The sequence below is a fragment of the Novosphingobium sp. TK46 genome (genome assembly GCF_055361525.1).
Map to the genome: position 1 here is coordinate 997,510 of NZ_CM143963.1, position 21,993 is coordinate 1,019,502.

Genomic DNA, 21,993 nt, shown 5'->3' on the forward strand with positions numbered 1-21,993 from the left:
TCCCCGAATCGCCCGTAATGCGACAGTTGTTAGGGCCTGGACGCGAACACGCAAGAATGGCGCGTCGGGTCAGATGTCCCGCTTTGCGCAGATCAGGAACTCTACGTTGCCTTCCGGCCCCGTGATCGGGCTTACGACGATGCCGGCAACCTGCCAGCCGCCGCCCTCCAGCCAGACGCGCACTTCGTCGCAAACCCGCGCGTGCAAGGCGGGATCGCGGACCACCCCGCCCTTGCCGACCTCGCCCCGGCCGACCTCGAACTGCGGCTTGATCAGCGCCACCAGCGTACAGTGCGGAGTCGCCAGTCGCAGCGGCACATCGAGAACCTTGGCCAGCCCGATGAAGCTGGCATCGCAAACCACCCAGTCGCACGGCGCATCGATCTGCTCGGGCGTCAGGATGCGGGCGCTGGTCTGCTCCAGCACGGTGACACGCGGATCCTGGCGCAGCTTCCAGGCGAGCTGGTTGGTGCCGGAATCGACCGCGAACACCCGCATCGCACCCTTGGTCAGCAGCACGTCGGTGAAGCCGCCGGTCGAACTGCCGATATCCATCGCGATGCTGCCGGCAGGATCGAGGCCGAAGTGTTCGATCGCATGCGCCAGCTTGATCCCACCGCGCGAAACCCAGGGGTGATCGCGCCCACGCACCTCGATCGGCGCATCGGACGCGACGGTCTGCCCTGCCTTGGCGATCTTGGTCTCGCCGGCGAACACCAGCCCGGCCAGCACCAGCGCCTGCGCGCGGGTGCGGCTTTCGGCCAGCCCACGGTCGACCAGCAACTGATCGATACGCTGCTTGGCAGCTCCCTTGCGGGCGGCGGGGCGGGGCGCGGATGGGTCGGGCATGCTCGGGGCGGGCTTGTGGTCGGGGCCGTCTCATTCCATACCGGGGGCATGAAGGCAAATCTGCTTGGCGCCGCCGCGCTTGTCACCGGAGCGCTGGCGCTCAGTTCGTGTGCATCACAGCGCGTGATCCCCGAGCCGGTGGCCGCGCCCCGCCCCGCCCCTCGCCCCAGCTACCAGTCCGCGCCCGCGCCCTCGACTGCATGGGCGGACGTGCCGGCGACACCGGGGGACTGGCGCTGGAGCATGGAAGGAGGCCAGTCGGTCGCGCGTTTCGCGGCGGGCCGTCTGGTCCTGCGCTGCGACGTCTCTGCGCGCAGCATCCGGATCGAGCGAGCCGAACCTGGCGCACCAGCCTCGCAACCCGCCACGCTGACCATCCGGACCCAGACACAATCCCGCACCTTGAGCGCCGTGCCGCAAGCCGGCGCACTCTCTGCCACTCTCGCCGCACGCGATCCCCTGCTCGACGCGATGGCGTTCAGCCGTGGCCGTTTTGCCGTGGAGGGCGGTGGCATGCCGTCGCTCTACATACCGAGCTGGACCGAAGTGAGCCGCGTGATCGAGGATTGCCGCTAAAGCCCGTCAGGCCTGCAAACCGGCCTGGGGAAAACCTGCGAAGCGGCGAGAATTGCCGATAAATTATTTTCGTACAAGACTTGTTGTGCGTTGCGGAATCTACCACAATCTCAATCAAGGTCGGGCGGTGCCAAGGTCTTGTCACCTGGCGCTTTTCGGCCCCAGCCGCGTAACGCGGCGCTTATGGCTCAACAGCGCGAAAGGAGGTGATCCGATGTCTCATGGTTCAGCACAGAGGTCGGTATTTTCCGTCGCGAAGCATTATCGCTGATCTACGACAGTAAGCGATAGAGGTTTCGCTGGCGGCACTTCCAGCCGCTGACCATGTGAAGGGCCGTGCCGGTTTTCCGGTGCGGCCCTTCTCACGTCTACCAACAGCGATTGCCGGGTCAGGCAGCACTGAGGTTAGCTGGGATACCGATGAGGCATTTGCGCACTAGCGGCCTCATGCTAAAACCAAAATAGAAGAACTAAAGTTGCTTCCTGCTTGCCTGATGCGTAATTATCGTTCAAGGCCGAGGTGGCGTGCACAATGTGAAGGATTAGATTGCCATGGCGTCTCTCGCCGAACCAGCCTTGTCGTTCAACACCGTCGCGCTGACGTTTCCGGTCGGTGTGGACGAGCGACGCGCGATCCTGGCGAACCCCGGCTTTGGCACGCAGTTTTCCGAACACATGGTGACGATCGAGTGGACCGAAGGCCAAGGCTGGCACGATGCCGTCATCGGGCCTCGCCAGCCGATCGCGCTCGATCCGGCTTGTGCGGTGCTGCATTATGCGCAGGAGATCTTCGAGGGACTCAAGGCCTATCGCCATCCCGATGGTAGCATCGCGTTGTTCCGCCCGTACGAGAACGCCGCGCGCTTCAATCGCTCGGCCGAGCGGCTGGCGATGCCCGCGCTGCCCGAAGACGTTTTCGTCGAATCGGTTCGCCGGCTGGTCGAAGCCGATCGCGACTGGCTGCCCGAGGTCGAAGGCGGCTCATTGTACTTGCGACCCTTCATGTTCGCGTCCGAGGTGTTCCTGGGCGTGCGTCCGGCGCGCCAGTACAAGTACGTCGTGATCGCCAGCCCCGCTGGCAACTACTTCAAGTCGGGCGCGCCCGCAGTGTCGATCTGGGTGAGCGAGGGCTATACCCGGGCGGCACCGGGCGGCACCGGCGCGGCCAAGTGCGGCGGCAACTACGCCGCCAGCCTCGTTCCGCAGGCCGAGGCGATCGAAAAGGGTCACGACCAGGTCGTGTTCCTCGACGCGGTCGAGAACAAGTGGGTCGAGGAACTGGGCGGCATGAACCTGTACTTCGCCTTCGAAGACGGCACGCTGCTGACGCCACCGCTTTCGGGCACGATCCTGCCGGGCATCACGCGCGACAGTCTGCTGACGCTGGCGCGTGACGAAGGCCTGACCGTGCGCGAGGAGCGCTACAGCATCGACCAGTGGCGCGCCGACGCACAGTCGGGCAAGCTGGTGGAGTGCTTCGCCTGCGGCACCGCGGCGGTGGTCACGCCGGTGGGCAGGGTCGCTTCTCGCTCGGGCGAATTCACCATCGGCAGCGGCGGTCCAGGCCAGGTCACCGGCAAGCTAAAGAACCGGCTGGTCGCGATCCAGCGCGGCGAGGCGCCGGACCCGCATGGATGGGTCATGCAAGTCGGCTGAAGTTTGAGGGGTTCTCACCCCAAGTCGACGCCCGCGCCTTGCCGATGCCTCACCGATCCCCAAGATAAGGGGCCCATCGAGACGCAAGGAAACGCGCAGCATGACCGAGACCCCATATACGCCCCCTGAAGTCTGGACTTGGGACAAGGCGAACGGTGGGCAGTTCGCCAACATCAACCGCCCGGTGTCGGGCGCGACGCATGAGGCCGAGCTGCCGCGCGGCGTCCATCCGTTCCAGCTGCATTCGATGGGCACGCCCAACGGGCAGAAGGTCACGATCATGCTGGAGGAACTGCTCGCCGCAGGGTACGCGGCGGAATACGATGCCTGGCTGATCGAGATCGGCAAGGGCGACCAGTTCGGCAGCGGCTTCGTAGGGATCAATCCCAACTCCAAGATCCCCGCCCTGCTCGACCTGAGCGGCCCGGAGCCGATCCGGGTGTTCGAATCGGGCGCGATCCTGCTGCATCTGGCGGAGAAGTTCGGCGCCTTCATCCCGACCGACCCCGCCGGCCGTGCCGAGTGCCTGTCGTGGCTGATGTGGCAGATGTCGACCGCGCCGCTGATCGGCGGCGGCTTCGGCCACTTCTACGCCTACGCGCCCGAAAAGTACGAGTATCCGATCGACCGCTACACCATGGAAACCAAGCGGATCATCGATGTCGCCGACAAGCGGCTGGCGCAGACGCCGTATCTCGCGGGTGAGCGCTATACGATCGCCGATATCGCCGCTTATGGCTGGCTGGGCCAGATCGCGCGCGGCGAAGCCTATGGCACCGCGTTCCAGTTCCTGGATTTCGGCAGTTATGAAAACGTCATGCGTTGGGCGACCGAGATCGGCGCACGCGATCCGGTACAGCGCGGCAGGCGGGTCAACCGCATCGGCGAAGGCTACGCTCGCGAACGGCACGCGGCGGCTGATATCGACACGGTGATGTAGTAGGGGCAACGTCGAATAGACGAGAGCCGGATGCACGACGCATCCGGCTCTCTTTGGTATTGATGGCAAGGTACCGGCCGGTCCGTCGAGCGACGGGACCGGCGCGGTAACTTGGCCTTAGCGGCCGAAGCTGTACTTCAGGCGAACGCCGTACATGCGCGGCTCGCCGACGCTGGCGGTCTCGAAACCGACCTGTGGCGAACCCAGGCCAGCCGCGTAGCTGTAGTACTTCTTCTTGGTCACGTTGGTCGCGAAGAACGCGAGATCGATCGGCGAACCGGCGATCGATTCCCAACCGGCGTTGAGGTTCAGCAAGCCGACCGAAGGCAGTGTGCTGAATGCCGCAATCGCCGGATCCGGGTTCTCGCGGTCGATGTAGTTGACCAGCATCTTGGTGCGATAGGTGTAGTTCGCGCCAAACGAGATCTTGCCGATGCTCTCGTCAAGCGGGAGGGTGTAGCGCCCGGAGACGGTCACCTTGTGCTTGGGCGAGAGAACCTCGGCATCGCCTTCCTCGAACGGAGCCGCCAACGTGAAGTTGGGATCGTTGTAGATCGAGAAGTCGGGGATCCTGGTGATCTCTGTCTTCAGGTAGGTATAGCTGACGGAGAGGTTGAGGCCCTCGAACGGGTTGAGCGTGCCTTCCGCTTCCAGACCGTAAATCTTCGACTTGTCGGCGTTGACCGGCGCAGCCGTCGATGCCTGTCCGCTGCCGGTGACGGCATTGAAGCCGACCTGCAACTGCTGGTTCGAGAAGTCGTTGTAGAACGCCGCCAGGTTGAACGTACCGCGCACGGTGCCGCGGAAGCTGGTCTTCAAGCCCACTTCGTAGCTATCGACCTTTTCCGGAGCCACCAGATTGAGCGGTGCCGAGACGTTCGGAGCGATCGTCGCCGAGCGATAACCACGTGCGTACTTGCCATACAACAGCACGTCGGGCGTGAAGTTGTAGTCCACGTCGATCAGCCACGTCGGCTTGTTCGATTCCTGCCGCAGCGTGACCGAGCAGCCCGGCAAGGCTGCGGTCGGATCGGTGCAGCGCGGGTTCGGCTGGCCGGGTAGGCTCGGAAACAGACCCGAGGCTGGCGGATAAGCCGGCGCGTAGGTCAGTCGCGAGCTGGTGTTGCGCTGCTTGTCCCAGGTGTAGCGGATACCACCGGTGACCTTGAGTTGATCGGTCAGCGCGTAGGTCGCCTGCGCGTAGGTTCCGAAGTCCTTGAAGGAGGTCTCGCCCACCGTGTAGTTCACCGCCCCGACGTGGATCGGCGCCAGGGTTGCCGGGTTGGCTCCGGCACGAAGGGCGCCGGCGTAGGACAGCAGACCAATCGGATCGCTGCACTGGAAGGTCGCGCTGTCGGTGCATGAGGCGAGGAACGGCGACTGACTGCCGACCAGGCCGAGCGGGTTGCTGATCTCAGCGTAGCCGCCAACCTGCCAGTTCAACTTGCCGTCCGAGCTCTTGCCTTGCAGCTGAATCTCGTCTGTGAACGTGTACTGGTTCGCGGTATTCAGGCCCGGAGGCGCCGTGATCGTCGTGAACGGGAACTGGTAGTTCAGCGCGCCTCCGGTCAGGGGCGCAGTATCACCCACCACACCGAACTGACCTGCGTTCATGGTCTGCTTGTATTCGGCGTAGCTGGCGATGTTCTTGACGGTGATATTGTCAGACGCACGCCAGGTGGTGGTGTTGATGACCTGCCACTGATCGATCTTGGAAGACGGGTTCGCAAGCGGATTCATGACGTTGTAGAAGCCGGTACCCTGCCGTGCCAGCGAGCTGGCGAAAAAGGCACCCAGTCCCTGCGCGGGGTTCACTGCGACCAGCTTGTTCAGCGGGCCGTTCGTGTCCGAGTGGACGTATGACGCGATCAGGTAGTTCTCCAGATCGGGCGTAAGGTCGGCCACCACGCTCAGGCGAACGGCGGTGTAATCGACGTCGTTGAAGGCGTCGGGACCGATGCCGCTCTGGTTCTTGAGATAGCCGTCGCGCTTCATGCGGTCGACACCCAGGCGAACCTTGAAGGTGTCGGCCAGGGGAATGTTGATCGCCGCCTGCACGCGCTTCGTGTCGTAGTTGCCGTAAGTACCCTCGACGAAGCCTTCGAGCTTGTCGGTCGGCTTCTGAGGCACGAGCAGTACGGCGCCGCCGGTGGTGTTACGACCGAACAGGGTGCCCTGCGGACCCTTGAGAACCTGGACGTTCTGCAGGTCGAAGAACGAGCCCGGCAACGCGCCGTCGCCCGCGGCGATGCCGTTCGATGCGCCGCGCGGGGTCACGACCTCGGCAAAGTACGTGCCGACCGACGGCAGCGTGCCGATGTCCTGCGCGAAACCGCGGATGGCGAAGGTGGTGTTCTCGGTACCGAAGTTCGAGTTCGCCGACAGCGACGGCGTGTAGGTCGCCAAGTCGCCGGCGTTGACGACGTTGCGCTCTGACAGCTGCTGCTGGTTAAACACGGTGATGGAAATCGGAACGTCCTGCAGACGTTCCTCGGTGCGGCGTGCGGTGACGACGATGTCGCCCTGGTCCTGCGCCATGGCCGGCGCGGCGACGGTAAACGTCGTCGTCGCCAACAGGAACAGCTTCGCTGATGCGTGCCTCATGCAGTCTTCTCCCTTGTATGGAATGGGCCGCCTAAACCTCATGCGATCCACTCGTGGAGCGCGCTTGCACAGAGCGATTACTGCAGCAAGAGGCCTTTTCATAACCAAGCTGAGCCGCTAAGTGCGCCCAACGATGCGATGGGGCGTCGCCAAGTGGTAAGGCACCGGTTTTTGGTACCGGCATCCGCAGGTTCGAATCCTGCCGCCCCAGCCATCGCACCTGCGATATCGCTGTCATCACGTTACGAGCGGGTCGATCGAAGCTCTCCGACCGCCCCTCGTCAGCATTTCCACGGACAACCACCCCGAATTGTTTCCGAGTCGTTTCTGCGACGATGTCTCCGCAACGTTCAGCCGATACGTTCACCGTGCTTGTTCCAGGGCATCAGAAGGAACAGCAGGCTTCCGAATGAAACCGATCCGGCGACGAAGTAGAGGTATGGCGCGAAGCTGCCCGTGGCCGCAAGCGTGCGGCTGATCGCGACCGAACCTGCACCAGAAGCCAGGAACGACACGCAGAACAGCAGACCCAGTGTGGTCGCATAGATCCGCAGCTTGAAATAGCGGGCGATCAGGTAAGAGATCAGGTCGCTTTCCGCCCCGATCGACAGCCCGATCATGAACATTGCCGCGCCGATCACGACCAGGTGGTCCGATCCGTTCGCCAGCAGCAGGAAGCCGACTGCCGGCAGTATCATCGACAAGGTCGTGACAGGTGGGGTGGCGAAGCGATCGAGGGCCAGACCGCAGGCGATACGCCCGACGATGGTGCCCAGCGCATAGAGCGGCACGATGTTGGCGGCCGCCTGCGTCGACAAGCCGACATCGACCAGCATCAGGTTCATCTGGCTTGAATGCAACGGGGTCTGCAACAGGCACAGGAACATGCCCACGAAGATCGTCCAGAACACCGGGCTGCGCAGGATCAGCCGATAGTCGTGGCGGGCGCCGTGGCTCAGGGCCGTGACAGGCTCCAGGCTCGGCGGCGCCTCGGCTGGGCGCGATCGCGCGTCGCCGTTCGGGATCAAAGCAACCGCGCCCAGGCCGCAGATGAATGTCAGCGCACCAAGCGCGAGGTAGGCGCTGCGCCAACCCCATTGTTCGATCCAGATGTTGAGCAAGGGGATCAGCACCATCGCCAATGCCGCCGGGAAGCAGTTGACGACCGTCAGGGCGAGGCCAGTCGCACGATTGAACCGTTCCGCGATCAGGCGCGTGTAGACGAGCGGGCTAGTCATGCTGCCCACCGCCAGCACCACCACGAAGACCGCCGCATACCATAGGAAATCACCGCTCTGCAGGGCATAGGCGACGAAGCACAGCGGCACCAGGACCGTGCCCAGCAGCGCGATCGGGCGCACCCCCAGCCGATCGGTCATTCGCCCCACCACCGGCAGCACCAGCAACGTCGACAGCGTCGCCAAGCCGATCAATGCAAACTGCGCGCGCGACCAGCCGAACTCCTTGATGAGGTGCGGCGCGAAGGCGCTGTTGGTATAGGCGAACAGCGGGATGCTGGTTCCCGAACCCAGGCTGGCAGCCAGCAAGGTCCGCCAATTGCGGCGCATTTCGCCCCAGTACGTCACGACAGCTCTCCCCATCTCGCCGCCGGGTTCCGGCGTGTCCCCACCACTCCTTCCCGATGCACGCCACCTTGTCGAGTGCCGCTATGACCTCGGCCAGCATCGCAAGCCCGTGGATACGCCTGGGACGGCAACCCGCACGAGCGATACTTGCGGATGAAAGCGTCCTGCATTTCGACAGGCGGTCGCGGTTTGGGTAGCCACGCATACAAGCTATGAATCGCTGCGGGAGCTGCCTGACATGAAGATCGACAACACCATTGCCGCCATCGTCACCGGCGGTGCTTCGGGCCTTGGCCGTGCCAGCGCGCAAGCCCTGGCCGACGCCGGCGTGAAGGTCGCGGTGTTCGATATCAGCGAGGAGGCGGGCGAGGCCTTCGCGGCCGAGATCGGCGGCGTGTTCTGCAACGTCAACATCATGGACGAGGACAGCGTCGAAGCCGGCTTTGCCAAGGCGCGCGCCGCGCACGGGCAGGAGCGGATCGTCGTGCACTGCGCGATCGTCGTCGGGGGCGGCAAGACGATCTCCTTCGACAAGAAGACTGGCGCCTACAAGCGCACCGCGACCGAGCAGATCTCGAAGTCTTCCGAGGGCATCTTCGTCGCCAGCTATCGCGTCGCCTCGATCGCGGCGCTGGGCATGGCCAACGCCGAGCCGCTCAACGACGATGGCGAGCGTGGCTCGATCATCCTGACCTCGTCCGCCGCCTCGCAGGACGGCCAGGTGGGTCAGGTCGCCTATGGTGGCGGCAAGGGCGCGGTCAATGCGATGGTGCTGCCGATGGCGCGCGATCTCATGGACTTGGGCATCCGCGTCAACGCGATCCTGCCGGGCACCTTCGCCACCCCGCCGATGCTGCGGGTGAAGGAGCACGCACCCGAAGTGTTCGAAGCACTGGGCAAAGCGGTGCCCTTCCCCAAGCGCCTGGGCAATCCCGATGAATTCGGCAGCCTGGTCCTGGAGTTGGCCCGCAACACCTACATCAACGGCCAGCTGTTCCGGCTCGATGGCGCGATCCGCATGCCGCCGAAGTAAGCGTCCGCTTCAATGGGCCGTGCCACCCGGCGCGGTCCACCCGATAAGCCGCCGGACGTGCGACAGGCCGCGACAACTTAGCGCTGGATCGGCGCCCCAAGGTTCGCCACATCGCCGGCATGGACATCGAAGTCAGCGCCGAGGCCAAGGACAAGCGCTTGAACCGCGCCGTGGCGATCACCGTGGTGGCGCTGTCGGTTGTGATGGGCCTGGGCAACATCAAGGACGGCAACATCGTCCAGAACATGGACCAGGCCAAGGCGGATTCGGTCGACGCCTGGAACGAGTACCAAGCGATCAAAACCAAGACGCACGTCGCGCGCACGGCACGCATGGAGATCGCCGTGCTCGCCGCGTCTGCCCCGGCGGCCGCAACCGCGCGCCCTGCGCTGGCCTCGCTCGATGCCGATCTGAAGCGTTATGCGGTCGAGGCTCCGGCGATGGCGACAAAGGCCGAGGCACTATCCGATCGCTACGACGCGCTGAACGTGCACGACGATCAGTTCGATGCCAGCGAGGCCCTGCTGTCCACCGCAATCTCGGTCGCCGCGGTCGCCGCGCTGGTCGAAAGTGGCTGGGTGCTGGCGGGCGCGTGGATGTTCGCGGTTTGTGGCCTGGTGATGACGGTCTGCGGATTTGCCGGGCTCGCCTTCCACCCCGATTGGCTCAGCACCGTGCTGGGTTGAGCCTCAAGGCTCCTTTGCACCATCCAAGCGTTTGACATCGCGCGGTCGACACGAAATGGTCGGCGGCGAAAACGTCATCCGCACGGAGAACACCGCTTGCCTTCCATCGTCACGGTCGAAACCACTCCCTTCGATGGCCAGGCGCCGGGCACCTCGGGCCTGCGCAAGAAGGTGCGCGTGTTCCAGCAGGCGAACTATGCCGAGAACTTCATCCAGTCGGTATTCGACGTCGTGACGCCGCAGGCCGGCGCAACGCTGGTGATCGGCGGCGACGGGCGTTTTCATAACCGCACCGTCATTCAGCAGGCGATCCGCATGGCGGCGGCCAACGGCTATGGCCGGGTGCTGGTGGGCCAGGGCGGCATCCTCTCCACCCCGGCGGCGAGCCACGTCATCCGCAAGTACGGCGCCAGCGGCGGTTTGATCCTGTCCGCCAGCCACAATCCCGCCGGGCCGGACGAGGACTTCGGGATCAAGTACAACACCGGCAACGGCGGCCCCGCGCCCGAAAGCGTGACCGACGCGGTACTGGCGCGCACAAAGACGATCGATCGCTGGCTGACGATCGAGGCCGCGGACATCGATCTCGACGCGATCGGCGACGTTAAGGTTGGCGGTACTACGGTGTCGGTGATCGACCCCGTCGCCGACTATGCCGACTTGATGGAAACCCTGTTCGACTTTGCCGGCATTCGCGCGATGGTCGCGGGCGGGCTCACCATGCGGTTCGACGCGATGAGCGCGGTGACCGGTCCCTACGCCATCGAGATTCTCGAGAACCGTCTCGGCTTCGTGCCCGGCACCGTGGTCAACGGTACACCGCTGGAGGATTTCGGCGGGCATCACCCCGATCCCAACCTGATTCACGCCAAGGACCTTTACGACCTGATGATGGGTCCCGACGCGCCGGAGATTGGCGCTGCGTCGGATGGCGACGGCGATCGCAACCTCATCATCGGACGCGGGCGCTTCATCACGCCTTCGGACTCGCTGGCGATGCTGGCCGCCAATATCGAGGTCGCGCCGGCCTATCGCGGGCGCTTGGCCGGGATCGCCCGCTCGATGCCGACCAGCGCCGCCGCCGATCGCGTAGCTGAGGCGTTGGGCGTACCCATCTTCGAGACACCGACCGGCTGGAAATTCTTCGGCAACCTGCTCGATGCTGGCAAGGTCACCATCTGCGGCGAGGAAAGCGCCGGCACCGGTTCGGACCACGTGCGCGAAAAGGACGGGCTGTGGGCGGTGCTGCTGTGGCTCAACATCCTGGCCGCGCGCGGGATCGGCGTCGACGCCATCGCCCGCGAGCATTGGGCGAAGTTCGGACGCAATTACTACGCGCGCCATGACTACGAAGGGATCGAGACCGCCGGCGCCAACACGCTGATGGACGGCCTCAACGCCGCGCTGCCCACGCTGGCCGGCCAGAACTTCGGCCCGCTGACCGTCGCGGTGGCGGACAGCTTCTCGTACACCGACCCGGTGGATGGCTCGACCAGCGCCAATCAGGGCATTCGCGTGCTGTTCGAAGACGGCAGTCGCGTGGTGTTCCGCCTTTCGGGCACCGGCACGCAGGGCGCGACCTTGCGGGTCTATCTCGAAAGCTACGTGCCCCCCGCCGGCGATCTTGACGCCGAAACCGCCGCGATGCTCGCCCACCAGATCGCCGCCGCCGAACAAATCGCTGGCATTGCGAAGCACACCGGTCGCAGCGCGCCTGACGTCATCACCTGATATGCAGGCTGCCAGATCTTAGCGCACCTTCGATACGCTCGACCCGTCGGCGGGTGAAGGTGCGCTAAGCGCCATGTGACTGGCGGTATTTCTGCGCTTGCGGTTATCCTCGTGGCAACGCGGTTGTGATCGACATCGCCGACAGCCTGCGCGTTGCCAGCCTTGGTTGGGTAAGACCTACGCTCAGGTCACGGTGAAGCCGCCATCGACGGCCAGCACCTGGTTGGTCACCAATCGCGCCATCGGCGTGGCGAAATAGAGCACCGCCGAGCCGACGTCACGCGGGGTACACATGCCCAACGGCGGCTTGCGGTTGCCAGGGCCGATCGGCGCGGGTCCCGTGGCGCCGAGCGCCCCAGGCGTACCGACCCCGCCGGGAAGCACGGTGTTTACGGTTATGCCATGCTCGGCCAGTTCGAATGCGGCGCTGGTGGTGAGTGCGGCAAGGCCGCCCTTCGAGGCGAGGTAAGCCGCGAGCCCTTGGACGAACTGTCCGACCAGACCGCAAGATGCACAATTGACGATACGACCGCCTTCGCCCTTCGCCACCATCGCGCGTGCGACTTCGCGGATCATCAGGAACGGGCCCAATCCGTTCACCGCATGGAGACGCTGCCAGTGCGCCGCGCTGGCGTCGAGCAGCAGCTCGCGGTCCTGCAGTCCGGCATTGTTGACGAGCACCCAGGGTGCGCCATGGCTCGACACCACATGTGCCACCGCCGCGACGATAGACGCCTCGTCGGTGAGATCGAGCGCAACGACATCCGCCGCCGCGCCTGACGCGACTTGGGCCCGCGCGCCCGCTTCGTCGCGATCGGCGATGATCACGATGGCGCCGGCTTCGGTCAACATCTCGCAAATACCCACACCGATGCCGCTGGCACCGCCGGTGACAAGCGCGACGCGACCGGTCAGATCAAAAGGATTGGCCATGACTTCTCTCCCGGCTGCTGGCCTAAACGGGCGCAGCGATCACCGCAAGCGGGTGCCGGCCGGCTCAGGCGGTCTGGGCGCCGGTCAATGCGCGAGCCAGGATCACCATGAATGCCTCGCCGGCATCGATCCATGTCTCCACGGGCTCCCAACCCCCGGCAAGCAGCAGCATCGTGGCGCTGCGCGGGTCGTACTTGTGACTGTTTTCGGTATGGATCGTCTCGCCCGCCGCCATGGCGAAGCGCTGGCCGGCCACTTCGAAGTCGATCGCGCGCTGCGCTTCGAGGTGCATCTCGATGCGCGCAAGCCCTTCGTTCCAGATCGCACGATGGCGCAAGGCATCGACGGGAATCGTGCCATCGAGCTCGCGATTGATGCGATGCGCGAGATTGACGTTGAACGCGCCGGTCACGCCTGCGGCGTCATCGTAGGCGGCGGTCAGGATGTCCCGCGCCTTGATCCGATCCATGCCGATCACCAGCAGGCTGCCGCCGCCCAGCGTCTGCGCCATCGAGCGCAGCAGATCCGTGGCCGCCAGCGGCTCCATGTTGCCGATCGTCGAACCGGGAAAGAACCCCAGCTTCGGCTTTCGCGCCAACGCCGCCGGCAGTGTGGCGGGGCTGGCGAAATCGGCCTCGACCGGGTGGATCGGCAGGTCGGGATAGCGCCGCTGCAACGGGGCGCACGATTCACGCAGGAAATCGCCCGAAATGTCGATCGGCACGTATCCGGCAGGGGCGATGCCATCGAGCAGCAGCGGCGTCTTGGTCGCGCTGCCCGCTCCAAATTCCACCACGACGCGACCTGGGCCGACGGCGCTGGCGATATCGTCGCCATGCGCCGTCAGGATGCCGATCTCGGTGCGCGTCGGGTAATACTCGTCAAGCTGCGTGATTTCCTCGAACAGCTGGCTGCCGCGATGGTCGTAGAACCAGCGTGCGGGGATCGCCTTGCGCGGCTGGGAAAGGCCGGTCAGCACCTCACGGCGAAATTGCGTTTGCAGGGTATCGTCCTCGACGACGTCGAGCAGGCAGGCTGCGGTGGCCATCGTCACAGATCCTTGGCGAGGCGCAGGCCGGTGAACTGCCAACGCTGATGGGGATAGAAGAAGTTGCGGTAACTGGTGCGCGAATGCCCTCGCGCGGTGGCGCAGCTTGCCCCCTTGAGAACCGACTGGCCGCTCATGAATTTGCCGTTGTATTCGCCCACCGCGCCTGCAGCCGCCTGGTAACGGGGGTACGGCAGGTAGGCCGAGCGGGTCCATTGCCAGCAATCACCGAACAGGCTGGGACCGCCCGCGGGATGCGCCGCGGTTGCGCGGTCGAGCTGGTTACCGGCCTGCGCATCATCGCCTTGGGCGATCGCCTCCCATTCGAATTCCGTCGGCAGGCGGTGCCCGGCCCAGGCGGCGAAAGCATCCGCCTCGAAAAACGAGATGTGCGTGACCGGCGCTTCGGGATCGCGTGGACGCCAGCCAGAAAGCGTAAATTCGGCGCCTTCGCGCCAATACAACGGCGCGGTGATATTCTCGCGCTGAACCCACGACCAGCCGTCCGACAGCCACAACCGAGCGGCGCGATAGCCACCATCGGCGATGAACGCAGCCCATTCGCGGTTAGTGACAAGCCGATCGGCCAGCGCGAACGGCTCCAGCAACACGCGATGCGCCGGCCCCTCGTTGTCGAACGCGAAAATGGAGCCGTCATGCCCGACGCGGGCGATCCCGCCGGGATGCTCATGCCAGCCCATCTCGACCTCCGGCACCGCCGCTTCGGGCGTCGCGTCCAGATAGGCGGGGCCAAGCGGGTTGCACCAGAACGCGTGCTTGATATCGGTGAGCAGCAGTTCCTGGTGCTGTTGCTCATGTTGGATGCCCAGCTCTACCAGCGGCGCAAGCTCGGGACGCGAAAGCAGCGGGGCGAGCGCCGCATCGACATGCGTGCGCCAGGCGAGCAGTTCGTCCAGCGACGGGCGAGACAACATGCCACGTGCGGCCCGGGCGTGGCGCGCGCCTTCGGCCTCGTAATACGAATTGAAGAGGAACGGCCAGCGTTCGTCATACAGCGTATAACCGGCCAGATGATCGCGCAGCAGAAAGGTTTCGAGGAACCAGGTGGTGTGCGCAAGGTGCCACTTCGCCGGCGAAGCGTCGGGCATCGACTGGACCGTGGCATCGGCATCGTTGAGAGGCGCCACCAGCGCCTCTGTAAGGCGACGGGTCGCAAGAAGACGCTCCGCCTGGGATTGTCGAAGCACCGCCGTGCCGGGTTTTGTCGCTGCCGCCATATCGCCAACCTAACGTATGATGATCGGCTTGGCTCCCACCGTTCGTGTGCCCGCAGGGACAGGGCACGCGCCATCGGGTCGCCCGCGCACGCGACATGCAGACGCGGGAGGCGGATTGCGCTAGCGGGCGAGGGATGACTTGGCCGCTTTCGCGAAGTCACGTGAGGACGACACGCTTGAGCACCCAGACCGAACCGCGCCGCGCGTTTGCGGCCATGCGCCATGTCAAGTTCCGCTGGTTCTTTGGCACTTATATCCTGGCGATGATGGCCGACAATATCGAGCACGTCATCAGCTACTGGGTCATGTACCAGAAATTCCACTCGCCGGCGCTGGGTGGCTTCGCGGTGCTGGCGCACTGGTTGCCGTACCTGTTCTTCTCGATCCCGATGGGCGGGCTGGCCGACCGTGTCGATCCGCGCCGGCTCATCCAGATCGGCATGGCCGGGTTCATCTGCGTTTCTTTGTCGTGGGGCTATTTCTTCGCCACGGACACGTTGCAGATGTGGCAGGCGATGTTGCTGCTGGTGCTGCACGGCTGCTCGGGCGTGTTCTGGCAGATGCCCAGCCAGTTGCTGCTGCACGCCATGGTCGAACCGGCGGAATTGCAGAGCGCCGTGCGGCTCAACGCCACAGCGCGCTATCTGGGCGTGCTGGTGGGCCCGGCAGTCGGTGGCGTGATGCTGGTGTGGCTTGGCCCCACGAAGGGTATCTTCCTGAACGCCTGCTACTTCGTGCCGGTGATCCTGTGGCTGGCGCGCGTCCACTATGTTCGCGAGAATGCCGGGCACAGCGCCGTACGCGGACTGGCTGATGTGGCGCGCACGTTGGGCGAGATCGGCAAGCGGCCCGCGATCGTCGCGATGACACTGCTGGCGGCCGCGGCGTCGGGCTTCATCGGCAACAGCTACCAGGCGCAGATGCCCAATTTCGCGGTCGACCTGGGCCACGGTAATCCGGGCGCGGCCTACAGCATGCTGCTCGCGGCGGATGCGGCGGGCGCGCTGACCGCAGGGTTCCTGCTGGAGACCCTCGGCGGCTTTCGCACTGCGGCGGTCACGGCGCTGCTGCTGGCGATGGGCTGGTGCCTGGCGCTGGGCGCCTTCGCGCTGACCACCACTTACACGCTCGCGCTGGGACTGCTGTTCTGCGCCGGGTTCTTCGAGCTGTCGTTCAGCAGCATGGCGCAGACGGTGGTTCAGCTTGAAGCGCCTGCCGACATTCGCGGCCGTGTGCTGGGGGTGTTCTCGATGGCATCGCTGGGATGTCGTGCCTTTGCCGGCATCACCGTGGGGCTGATCGGTTCGATCTTCGGCGTCCACCTGTCTCTGACGCTGGCGGCGGCGGCTTTGTTTGTCGTGGTGTCCGGCCTGTACCTGCGCAACCGTCGCGCGATCGCCTAGGCCTTCAAGTCTTAGCCGGGCGTGTCCACCGCTTGTCGGCCGAGCGCGGGGTCGTCGGTGAAGAAGCCGTCGAGCCCTTCGGCCAGGTAGCGTCGGATTTCCGCCACGCTGCCGGCGGGGTTGCGCGCGCCCTCGCCCGCGCCGTCGCGGAAATCGGCGGCGAGAAAACTGTTTTCCGGGCGGAACGTATAGCAGCCCACCAGCAATCCCGCTGCATGCGCTGCCGCCGTCAGGCCGGTCGGCGCGGCAAGCCGGCCATCCGCGCCCAGCGGGATGATCGTGCGTGTGGCGGGGGCGATCCAGTCCGCATAACGCGCGATCTCGGACAGACCGGAGGGTGTGAGCATCTGCGCATATGTCAGCGGCCGTCCGGCCGCGACGGAGTCGTAAGCCGAGTGGCGCGGGTCCTCGGTCAGTTGCATCAGCTGCACGTTCGGCCACCGCGCGAGTTGCGGACGCAGCGCCTTCAGATTGCCAACTTCGAAAGACTGCACGATCACCGGCGCGCGGCGCAGATAGGCGCTGGTGGCAAAGGCCTGCAGCAGCCGTGGCTCCAGCGGCAGGCCGATCCCGGTGAAGTAGGTGGAGTGCTTCAACTCCGGGATGATCCCGATCGTGCGCCCGCGCGCGGTAGCCTCGGCGGTGACGAAATCAACCATCTCCTCCAGCGTGACCAGTTGGAACGCCCCGTCATAGCTCTGGCTTTCCGGCCGCAGCGCGCCGAGGCGCTCCTTGGCGCGCAGCGTCTTGAGTTCGGCCAGGGTGAAGTCTTCGGTGAACCAGCCGGTGATGGCGGTGCCGTCGACCGTCTTGGTCGTGCGCCGCCCCGCAAACTCGGGATGCGCGGCGATATCGGTGGTGCCCGAAATGTCGTTCTCGTGCCGGATCACCAGCACGCCGTCCTTGGTCGACACCAGATCCGGCTCGACGAAATCGGCGCCGTCCGCGATCGCCTTGGCATAGGAGCCCAGCGTGTGCTCGGGCCGCAGCGCGGAAGCTCCGCGATGCCCCATCACCAGCGGCTTGGCCGGGCGCGGGCGCTTTGGTGCGGCCCAGCCCGGTAGCGCCGGAGCGAGCGCGAAGCCCGCTCCGACTGCCATGATCGCGCGACGGCTCAAGTCAGGCATCAATAGCGGACCTTTAGCGTGCCGAACCACTGGCGCGGCGGGATGGGATAGACGTTGTAGGTGTTCGTCGCCGATCCGACCACGACCGACAGCCAGCCCTTCTTGTCGGTGATGTTGGTCACGTTCACGCTCAACTCCGCATCAGCGAGGCCGACCATCGACGCGGGTAGCTTGATCGCGGCACGCCCGCTCAGCAGGAAGAAGCTGGGGACCGAAGCGTCGTTGGTGTAGGTCGCGTAACGCTTGCCGACATAGTCGCCGAACAGCTGCAGTTGCACCGGATCGACGTCGACCGTGGCGACGGTCTTGTTCAGCCACTGCGGGCTGCCCGGGATCTGCTTGCCGCCGGTCGGCACCACGCCGCCCATGACCGCGAAGCCCCCGACCTTGGTGCCGGTCGCGGCGCCGGTGATGGTGCTGTAGTCGCTCTGGTACTTCGAGCTGTTGTACGATGTCGCATTGTACAGCGTGAAGTGGTCGCCGAAGCGCAAGGTCAGCGCCGCGTCGACGCCGTTGGTCTTGACGTTGCCGACGTTGAACAGCGACGGCGTGCCGCCCGCGATCGAGCCACCGGCGATGCCGCCGACCGCTGCGGTGATCGCCAGTAGGCGGTCCTTGAAGTCGACGTGGTAGGCGTTCACTTGCGCCTCGAACCCGCTCAGGAACGAGCCTGGGAAGCTGTGACGGCTGCGCAGGCCCACTTCGTAGGTCCACGAGGTTTCGGGGTTGCCGTTTTCCTTGATGAAGTCGAACGCCTGCTGGCTGCCGGTCGACCACGGTGCAGCACTGCCGCCCGCACCATAGGCCTGGTACTGGCGCAGGTTCTTCTGGACGTTCGCATACAGCTCCTCGCTATCCGTGAAGCGCCACTTCGCGCCCAAGGTCGGCAGGAACCAGTTGTCGGTCTTGATCCGCCCCTCGGGCAGTGCACCGGCGGCACCGGGCAGCGAGCCGGGGATCGGCTGCACCGGGAACGTGCCCTTGGCGTCCTGCAGGCTTGTCTTCACGCCGGCCTCGACGGTGAAGCGCGGGGTCACCTCCCAGGTGTCCTGCAAATGCAGCTGCAGCACCTCGGTCCGCATCTCGCTGCCGTATTGCGTGAACAGCGCGCCGGCCGGGCGATCGTATGGGCTGTAGCGTTCGGGCGTGTTGATGTTGACCGGGTACCAGCGGCGATAGGCCGCAGAGCTGTTATTCTCGTACCAAACGCCGCCCGCAATGGCGTGGTTGCCCAGCTGCAACTTGAGCTCGGATAGTACGCCCTTGCGGTCGATGCGGTACTCGGTGGTGCGCAGCGCATAGCCCGAGCCGCCGGTCGATGCTTTCAGATTCTGACCCGGGAAGTAGAGCGCGAACAGGGTCGGCAGCGATGCGACGGTGATTGGCCCGGCGACGATGCCGGCGCCGTCGTTGTTGTGATAGTAGCCTTGGACCGAAAGCGTCGCCTTGTCGCTCAGGCGCTCTTCGTCCTTCAGGTACACCAGCCAATCGGTACGTTGCGCAGCGCTGTAGAAGTTGCGATAGTTGATGTTCTCCAGCGCCGGCACCGCTCCAGCGGCGTTGAGGTAATTGATGGCGGCGCCAAAGTCCGGGTAGGTGAACGGGCGGGTATACGGCTGATAGGCCTGCGCGGCGTTGGCCGGGTTCTTGTAGATCGTCGTCGAGTCCTCGTTGGGCTCGGTCTTGTCGGAATAGGCGACGTAGGCGGTCAGACGGCGGGCGCTGTCGTCGTGCACCAGCTTGAAGTTGCCCTGGTAGCCGCCCTGCTTGCCCCTGAAATCCCAGGCCCGCGCCTTCTGGCGCAGCAGCGAGATGTAGAAGCTGGTGCCGTGGCCCATGTCGCCGCTGTCCAGGCGGACATAGCTGCGCGAGGTGTCGTAGCTGCCGATCGTCTGGTTGGCCTGGATGCCGAACTTGTTGGCTGGATCGCTGGATACGGTCTCGATCGCGCCGCCCAGGTTACTGGTGGAGGCGACGCGCAGCTCGCCCGCGCCGGTGCTGACGGTGACACGGCCGACGTTTTCGGAGATGATCGCGCGCGAGGGCGAGAGGCCATTGTAGTTGCCATAGTTCTGGTCACCCAGCGGCACGTCGTCCAGCGTGTAGCCAAGCTGGCCGGCGCTGAAGCCGTGGATGAACAGCGAGGCGTTCTGCTCGTTGTTGCCCCACGGATCGGCAGTGATGTAGGCTACGCCCGGCAGCGTCTGGATCGCCTTCAGGGGGCTGACACCGGGCAGGATGTTCTGGATCTCGACACCAGTGATGGCGGTGGCCGAGCGGGTCGTCGCCCCGGTAACGATGATCTCGCCAGCGCCCGTATCCGCCTCGGACGCATCGGCCGCAGGAGCCGCCGCTTCCTCAGCGCTGGCCGGCGCCGCCAGGATCAGCGGGATCACGGTGCCCAACAGCAATGCTGCACGTGCACGCCGGTTAATCGTCTGAATTTTCACGCTCGTAGCCCCCCAGCCAGCCGCCATTTGCGGTGAATGCGAAGCGGCGGTTAGGACGGTTGCGTGGCACTATCATTGCGCCGGGATGGCAGTCGCATGACAATGGGATGATTGCGTCGTCACGGTAACGGGCGGGGCGTTGCAGCCCGGTTGGGTTTCGCGCGCATCGCTGCTAAGGGCGCGCGCATGTTGACGATTTCAGGCATCACCGTTCGCCTCGGCGGGCGCACTATTCTCGACCAGGCCACGGCCTCGATCCCCAACGGCGCCCGCGTGGGGCTGATCGGCCGCAACGGCGCGGGCAAGTCGACGCTCATGAAGGTGATGATCGGCCAGCTCGACCCCGACGACGGCGCGATCGAGATGCCCAAGCGCGCCCGCCTGGGCTACATCGCGCAGGAAGCGCCCAGCGGCACCCTCTCCCCGTTCGAGACCGTGCTCGCCGCCGACAAGGAGCGCACCGCGCTGCTGGAAGAGTCCGAGACTTGCGTCGACCCCGACCGTCTGGGTGACGTGCACGAGCGGCTGCTGGCGATCGACGCCTACAGCGCGCCGGCGCGGGCCGCGCGCATACTCATCGGCCTGGGCTTTGACGAGGCGATGCAGGCCGAGCCGATGGACAGCTTTTCGGGCGGGTGGAAGATGCGCGTCGCGCTCGCCAGCCTGCTGTTCTCGCAGCCCGACATCCTCCTGCTCGACGAGCCTTCGAACCACCTCGACCTCGAAGCGACGCTATGGCTGGAGAACTTCCTACGCGCCTATCCCGGCACGCTTATCGTCATCAGCCACGAACGCGACCTGCTCAACAACGTGGTCGACAACATCCTGCACCTGCAGGGCGGCAAGGTGACGCTCTACGCCGGTGGCTACGATGCGTTCGAGCGCCAGCGCGCCGAGCGTGCGGCGCAGCTTGCCGCCGCCAAGGCCTCGCAGGATGCCCAGCGCGCCAAGCTGCAGGACTACGTCAACCGCAACAGCGCGCGTGCCTCTACCGCCAAGCAGGCGCAGTCGCGCGCCAAGATGCTCGCGCGGATGCAGCCGGTGCTGGCGATGATGGAAGATCCGTCGCTCACCTTCGACTTCCCCAGCCCCAAGGAGCTGCGCCCGCCGCTGATCACGCTGGACAAGGCCGCGGTCGGCTATGCGGAAGACAAGCCGATCCTGCGCCACCTGGGCTTGCGGATCGATCCCGACGACCGCATCGCGCTGCTCGGCCGCAACGGCAATGGCAAGACCACGCTGGCACGGTTGCTGGCGCTGCAGTTGCAGCCGATGGAAGGCGAGATCAACGTCTCGGGCAAGCTGTCGATCGGCTACTTCACACAGTATCAAGTCGAGGAACTGGCCGGCAGCGATACCCCGCTGGTGCACATGACGCGCGCAATGGACGGCAAGCCGACCAGCGCCATTCGCGGCCAGCTCGGGCGCTTCGGCTTCTCGGGCGAGCGGGCGCTGAGTCCGGTTTCCAAGCTGTCGGGTGGCGAGCGCGCTCGCCTAGCCTTGGCGCTAGTGACGCGCGATGCGCCGCATTTGCTGATCCTCGACGAGCCGACCAACCACCTGGACGTCGATGCGCGCGAGGCGCTGGTGCAGGCGCTCAATGCCTACGAGGGCGCGGTGATCCTCATCAGCCACGACCGCCACATGGTCGAGCTGACTGCCGACCGGTTGGTGCTGGTCGATGGCGGCAGGGCCGAGGAATATGCCGGCTCCATGGACGACTACATCGACTTCGTGCTCGGCCGCAACCAGCCCAAGGACGGCAAGATCAAGGGCGCGGCCAAGCCCTCTCCCGCCGAGCAGAAGGCGGCCGCCGCCAACTGGAAGGAACAGCAGGAGATGCGCAAGGCATCGGACAAGGCCGAGAAGGTCGTCGCCAAGTTGCAAGCCAAGGTCGCCGAGATCGACGGCGCGCTGGTGACCCCGGTCGCCAAGCCGCATGCGCTGGCAGGGCTGACACATGGCGAATTGGGCAAGCGGAGGCTGGCGGCGATCGCTGAACTGGAGCAGGCCGAGGCGCAGTGGATGGCATTGAGCGAAAAGCTCGACGCCTAAAAGGGCGCCGGCCCGTCACCCTCTAATACCGGCCGCTCCTAAACTCGTCATCACCGCGCGGGGCGGGGCCGACGGGAT

Annotated in this window: 16 protein-coding genes and 1 tRNA gene; 9 read left to right on the forward strand and 8 right to left on the reverse strand. The window is 65.3% G+C overall.

Translation table 11 applies throughout. The features are described from left to right. Window positions 1-69 precede the first annotated feature (69 nt). Window positions 70-849 (reverse strand): TlyA family RNA methyltransferase, encoded by a 780-nt coding sequence (locus tag ACXJ1Z_RS04645; RefSeq protein WP_463779910.1) that lies wholly within the window; start codon window positions 847-849, stop codon window positions 70-72. Window positions 850-897: 48 nt separating this feature from the next. Between ACXJ1Z_RS04645 and ACXJ1Z_RS04650 the strand changes: the two genes are divergently transcribed. From ACXJ1Z_RS04650 to yghU, 3 genes are all read left to right on the forward strand, one after another. Beyond that, a complete protein-coding gene (locus tag ACXJ1Z_RS04650; RefSeq protein WP_463779912.1) occupies window positions 898-1,425 on the forward strand; it encodes a hypothetical protein in 528 nt (175 codons plus the stop codon). A gap of 552 nt (window positions 1,426-1,977) precedes the next feature. Then, window positions 1,978-3,081, forward strand: a complete 1,104-nt coding sequence (locus ACXJ1Z_RS04655; RefSeq protein ID WP_463779914.1) for a branched-chain amino acid aminotransferase — start codon at window positions 1,978-1,980, stop codon at window positions 3,079-3,081. Between the two features lie 100 nt (window positions 3,082-3,181). Then, window positions 3,182-4,021 carry a glutathione-dependent disulfide-bond oxidoreductase gene (gene yghU / locus ACXJ1Z_RS04660; protein WP_463779916.1) on the forward strand — a complete coding sequence of 280 codons (840 nt, stop codon included), beginning with the start codon at window positions 3,182-3,184 and terminating at the stop codon, window positions 4,019-4,021. A 117-nt stretch (window positions 4,022-4,138) separates the two neighbouring features. Here yghU and ACXJ1Z_RS04665 read toward each other — a convergent pair whose 3' ends face one another. Continuing rightward, window positions 4,139-6,625 carry a TonB-dependent receptor gene (locus ACXJ1Z_RS04665; protein ID WP_463779917.1) on the reverse strand — a complete coding sequence of 829 codons (2,487 nt, stop codon included), beginning with the start codon at window positions 6,623-6,625 and terminating at the stop codon, window positions 4,139-4,141. A 139-nt stretch (window positions 6,626-6,764) separates the two neighbouring features. On the opposite strand from ACXJ1Z_RS04665, the gene ACXJ1Z_RS04670 reads away from it, so the two are divergent. Then, window positions 6,765-6,839: transfer RNA gene (locus ACXJ1Z_RS04670), tRNA-Gln, on the forward strand. A gap of 136 nt (window positions 6,840-6,975) precedes the next feature. Here ACXJ1Z_RS04670 and ACXJ1Z_RS04675 read toward each other — a convergent pair. Then, a complete protein-coding gene (locus tag ACXJ1Z_RS04675) occupies window positions 6,976-8,211 on the reverse strand; it encodes an MFS transporter (RefSeq protein ID WP_463779919.1) in 1,236 nt (411 codons plus the stop codon). A gap of 238 nt (window positions 8,212-8,449) precedes the next feature. On the opposite strand from ACXJ1Z_RS04675, the gene ACXJ1Z_RS04680 reads away from it, so the two are divergent. The 3 genes from ACXJ1Z_RS04680 to ACXJ1Z_RS04690 all read left to right on the forward strand — a co-directional run bounded on the left by ACXJ1Z_RS04680 (window position 8,450) and on the right by ACXJ1Z_RS04690 (window position 11,661). Then, window positions 8,450-9,244: an SDR family oxidoreductase gene (locus ACXJ1Z_RS04680; RefSeq protein WP_463779920.1), complete on the forward strand. Its 795-nt coding sequence runs from the start codon at window positions 8,450-8,452 to the stop codon at window positions 9,242-9,244. 119 nt (window positions 9,245-9,363) lie between these two features. After that, the gene (locus ACXJ1Z_RS04685) at window positions 9,364-9,930 is read left to right on the forward strand and encodes a DUF4337 domain-containing protein (protein WP_463779921.1); all 567 of its coding nucleotides are present in this window, start codon (window positions 9,364-9,366) and stop codon (window positions 9,928-9,930) included. 96 nt (window positions 9,931-10,026) lie between these two features. Further along, on the forward strand, window positions 10,027-11,661 hold the full coding sequence (locus ACXJ1Z_RS04690) for an alpha-D-glucose phosphate-specific phosphoglucomutase (protein WP_463779922.1): 1,635 nt from the start codon (window positions 10,027-10,029) through the stop codon (window positions 11,659-11,661). A 183-nt stretch (window positions 11,662-11,844) separates the two neighbouring features. Here ACXJ1Z_RS04690 and ACXJ1Z_RS04695 read toward each other — a convergent pair whose 3' ends face one another. From ACXJ1Z_RS04695 to egtB, 3 genes are all read right to left on the reverse strand, one after another. Beyond that, on the reverse strand, window positions 11,845-12,594 hold the full coding sequence (locus ACXJ1Z_RS04695) for an SDR family NAD(P)-dependent oxidoreductase (RefSeq protein WP_463779924.1): 750 nt from the start codon (window positions 12,592-12,594) through the stop codon (window positions 11,845-11,847). A 64-nt stretch (window positions 12,595-12,658) separates the two neighbouring features. Further along, window positions 12,659-13,642: an L-histidine N(alpha)-methyltransferase gene (egtD, locus tag ACXJ1Z_RS04700; protein WP_463779925.1), complete on the reverse strand. Its 984-nt coding sequence runs from the start codon at window positions 13,640-13,642 to the stop codon at window positions 12,659-12,661. 2 nt (window positions 13,643-13,644) lie between these two features. Continuing rightward, the gene (egtB, locus tag ACXJ1Z_RS04705) at window positions 13,645-14,880 is read right to left on the reverse strand and encodes an ergothioneine biosynthesis protein EgtB (protein WP_463779927.1); all 1,236 of its coding nucleotides are present in this window, start codon (window positions 14,878-14,880) and stop codon (window positions 13,645-13,647) included. Between the two features lie 176 nt (window positions 14,881-15,056). Here egtB and ACXJ1Z_RS04710 point away from each other — a divergent pair, with 176 nt between their 5' ends. Next, a complete protein-coding gene (locus ACXJ1Z_RS04710) occupies window positions 15,057-16,283 on the forward strand; it encodes an MFS transporter (RefSeq protein ID WP_463779928.1) in 1,227 nt (408 codons plus the stop codon). A gap of 11 nt (window positions 16,284-16,294) precedes the next feature. Here ACXJ1Z_RS04710 and ACXJ1Z_RS04715 read toward each other — a convergent pair whose 3' ends face one another. Further along, window positions 16,295-17,410: a glycerophosphodiester phosphodiesterase gene (locus tag ACXJ1Z_RS04715; RefSeq protein ID WP_463779929.1), complete on the reverse strand. Its 1,116-nt coding sequence runs from the start codon at window positions 17,408-17,410 to the stop codon at window positions 16,295-16,297. Beyond that, entirely contained in the window at window positions 17,410-19,860 is a 2,451-nt protein-coding gene (locus tag ACXJ1Z_RS04720; RefSeq protein WP_463779930.1) for a TonB-dependent receptor, read from the reverse strand. Before ACXJ1Z_RS04720 ends, ACXJ1Z_RS04715 begins: the two co-directional genes overlap by 1 nt. 186 nt (window positions 19,861-20,046) lie before the next feature. Between ACXJ1Z_RS04720 and ACXJ1Z_RS04725 the strand changes: the two genes are divergently transcribed. After that, window positions 20,047-21,915, forward strand: coding sequence for an ABC-F family ATP-binding cassette domain-containing protein (locus ACXJ1Z_RS04725; RefSeq protein WP_463779931.1), 1,869 nt, complete (start codon window positions 20,047-20,049; stop codon window positions 21,913-21,915). The last annotated feature ends 78 nt before the right edge of the window (window positions 21,916-21,993 follow it).

Coding starts and splice junctions, on each gene's coding strand:
- ACXJ1Z_RS04645 (WP_463779910.1), bottom strand. CDS start 849: ATGCCCGACCCATCCGCGCCCCGCCCCGCCGCCCGCAAGGGAGCTGCC.
- ACXJ1Z_RS04650 (WP_463779912.1), top strand. CDS start 898: ATGAAGGCAAATCTGCTTGGCGCCGCCGCGCTTGTCACCGGAGCGCTG.
- ACXJ1Z_RS04655 (WP_463779914.1), top strand. CDS start 1,978: ATGGCGTCTCTCGCCGAACCAGCCTTGTCGTTCAACACCGTCGCGCTG.
- yghU (WP_463779916.1), top strand. CDS start 3,182: ATGACCGAGACCCCATATACGCCCCCTGAAGTCTGGACTTGGGACAAG.
- ACXJ1Z_RS04665 (WP_463779917.1), bottom strand. CDS start 6,625: ATGAGGCACGCATCAGCGAAGCTGTTCCTGTTGGCGACGACGACGTTT.
- ACXJ1Z_RS04680 (WP_463779920.1), top strand. CDS start 8,450: ATGAAGATCGACAACACCATTGCCGCCATCGTCACCGGCGGTGCTTCG.
- ACXJ1Z_RS04685 (WP_463779921.1), top strand. CDS start 9,364: ATGGACATCGAAGTCAGCGCCGAGGCCAAGGACAAGCGCTTGAACCGC.
- ACXJ1Z_RS04695 (WP_463779924.1), bottom strand. CDS start 12,594: ATGGCCAATCCTTTTGATCTGACCGGTCGCGTCGCGCTTGTCACCGGC.
- egtD (WP_463779925.1), bottom strand. CDS start 13,642: ATGGCCACCGCAGCCTGCCTGCTCGACGTCGTCGAGGACGATACCCTG.
- egtB (WP_463779927.1), bottom strand. CDS start 14,880: ATGGCGGCAGCGACAAAACCCGGCACGGCGGTGCTTCGACAATCCCAG.
- ACXJ1Z_RS04715 (WP_463779929.1), bottom strand. CDS start 17,410: ATGCCTGACTTGAGCCGTCGCGCGATCATGGCAGTCGGAGCGGGCTTC.
- ACXJ1Z_RS04725 (WP_463779931.1), top strand. CDS start 20,047: ATGTTGACGATTTCAGGCATCACCGTTCGCCTCGGCGGGCGCACTATT.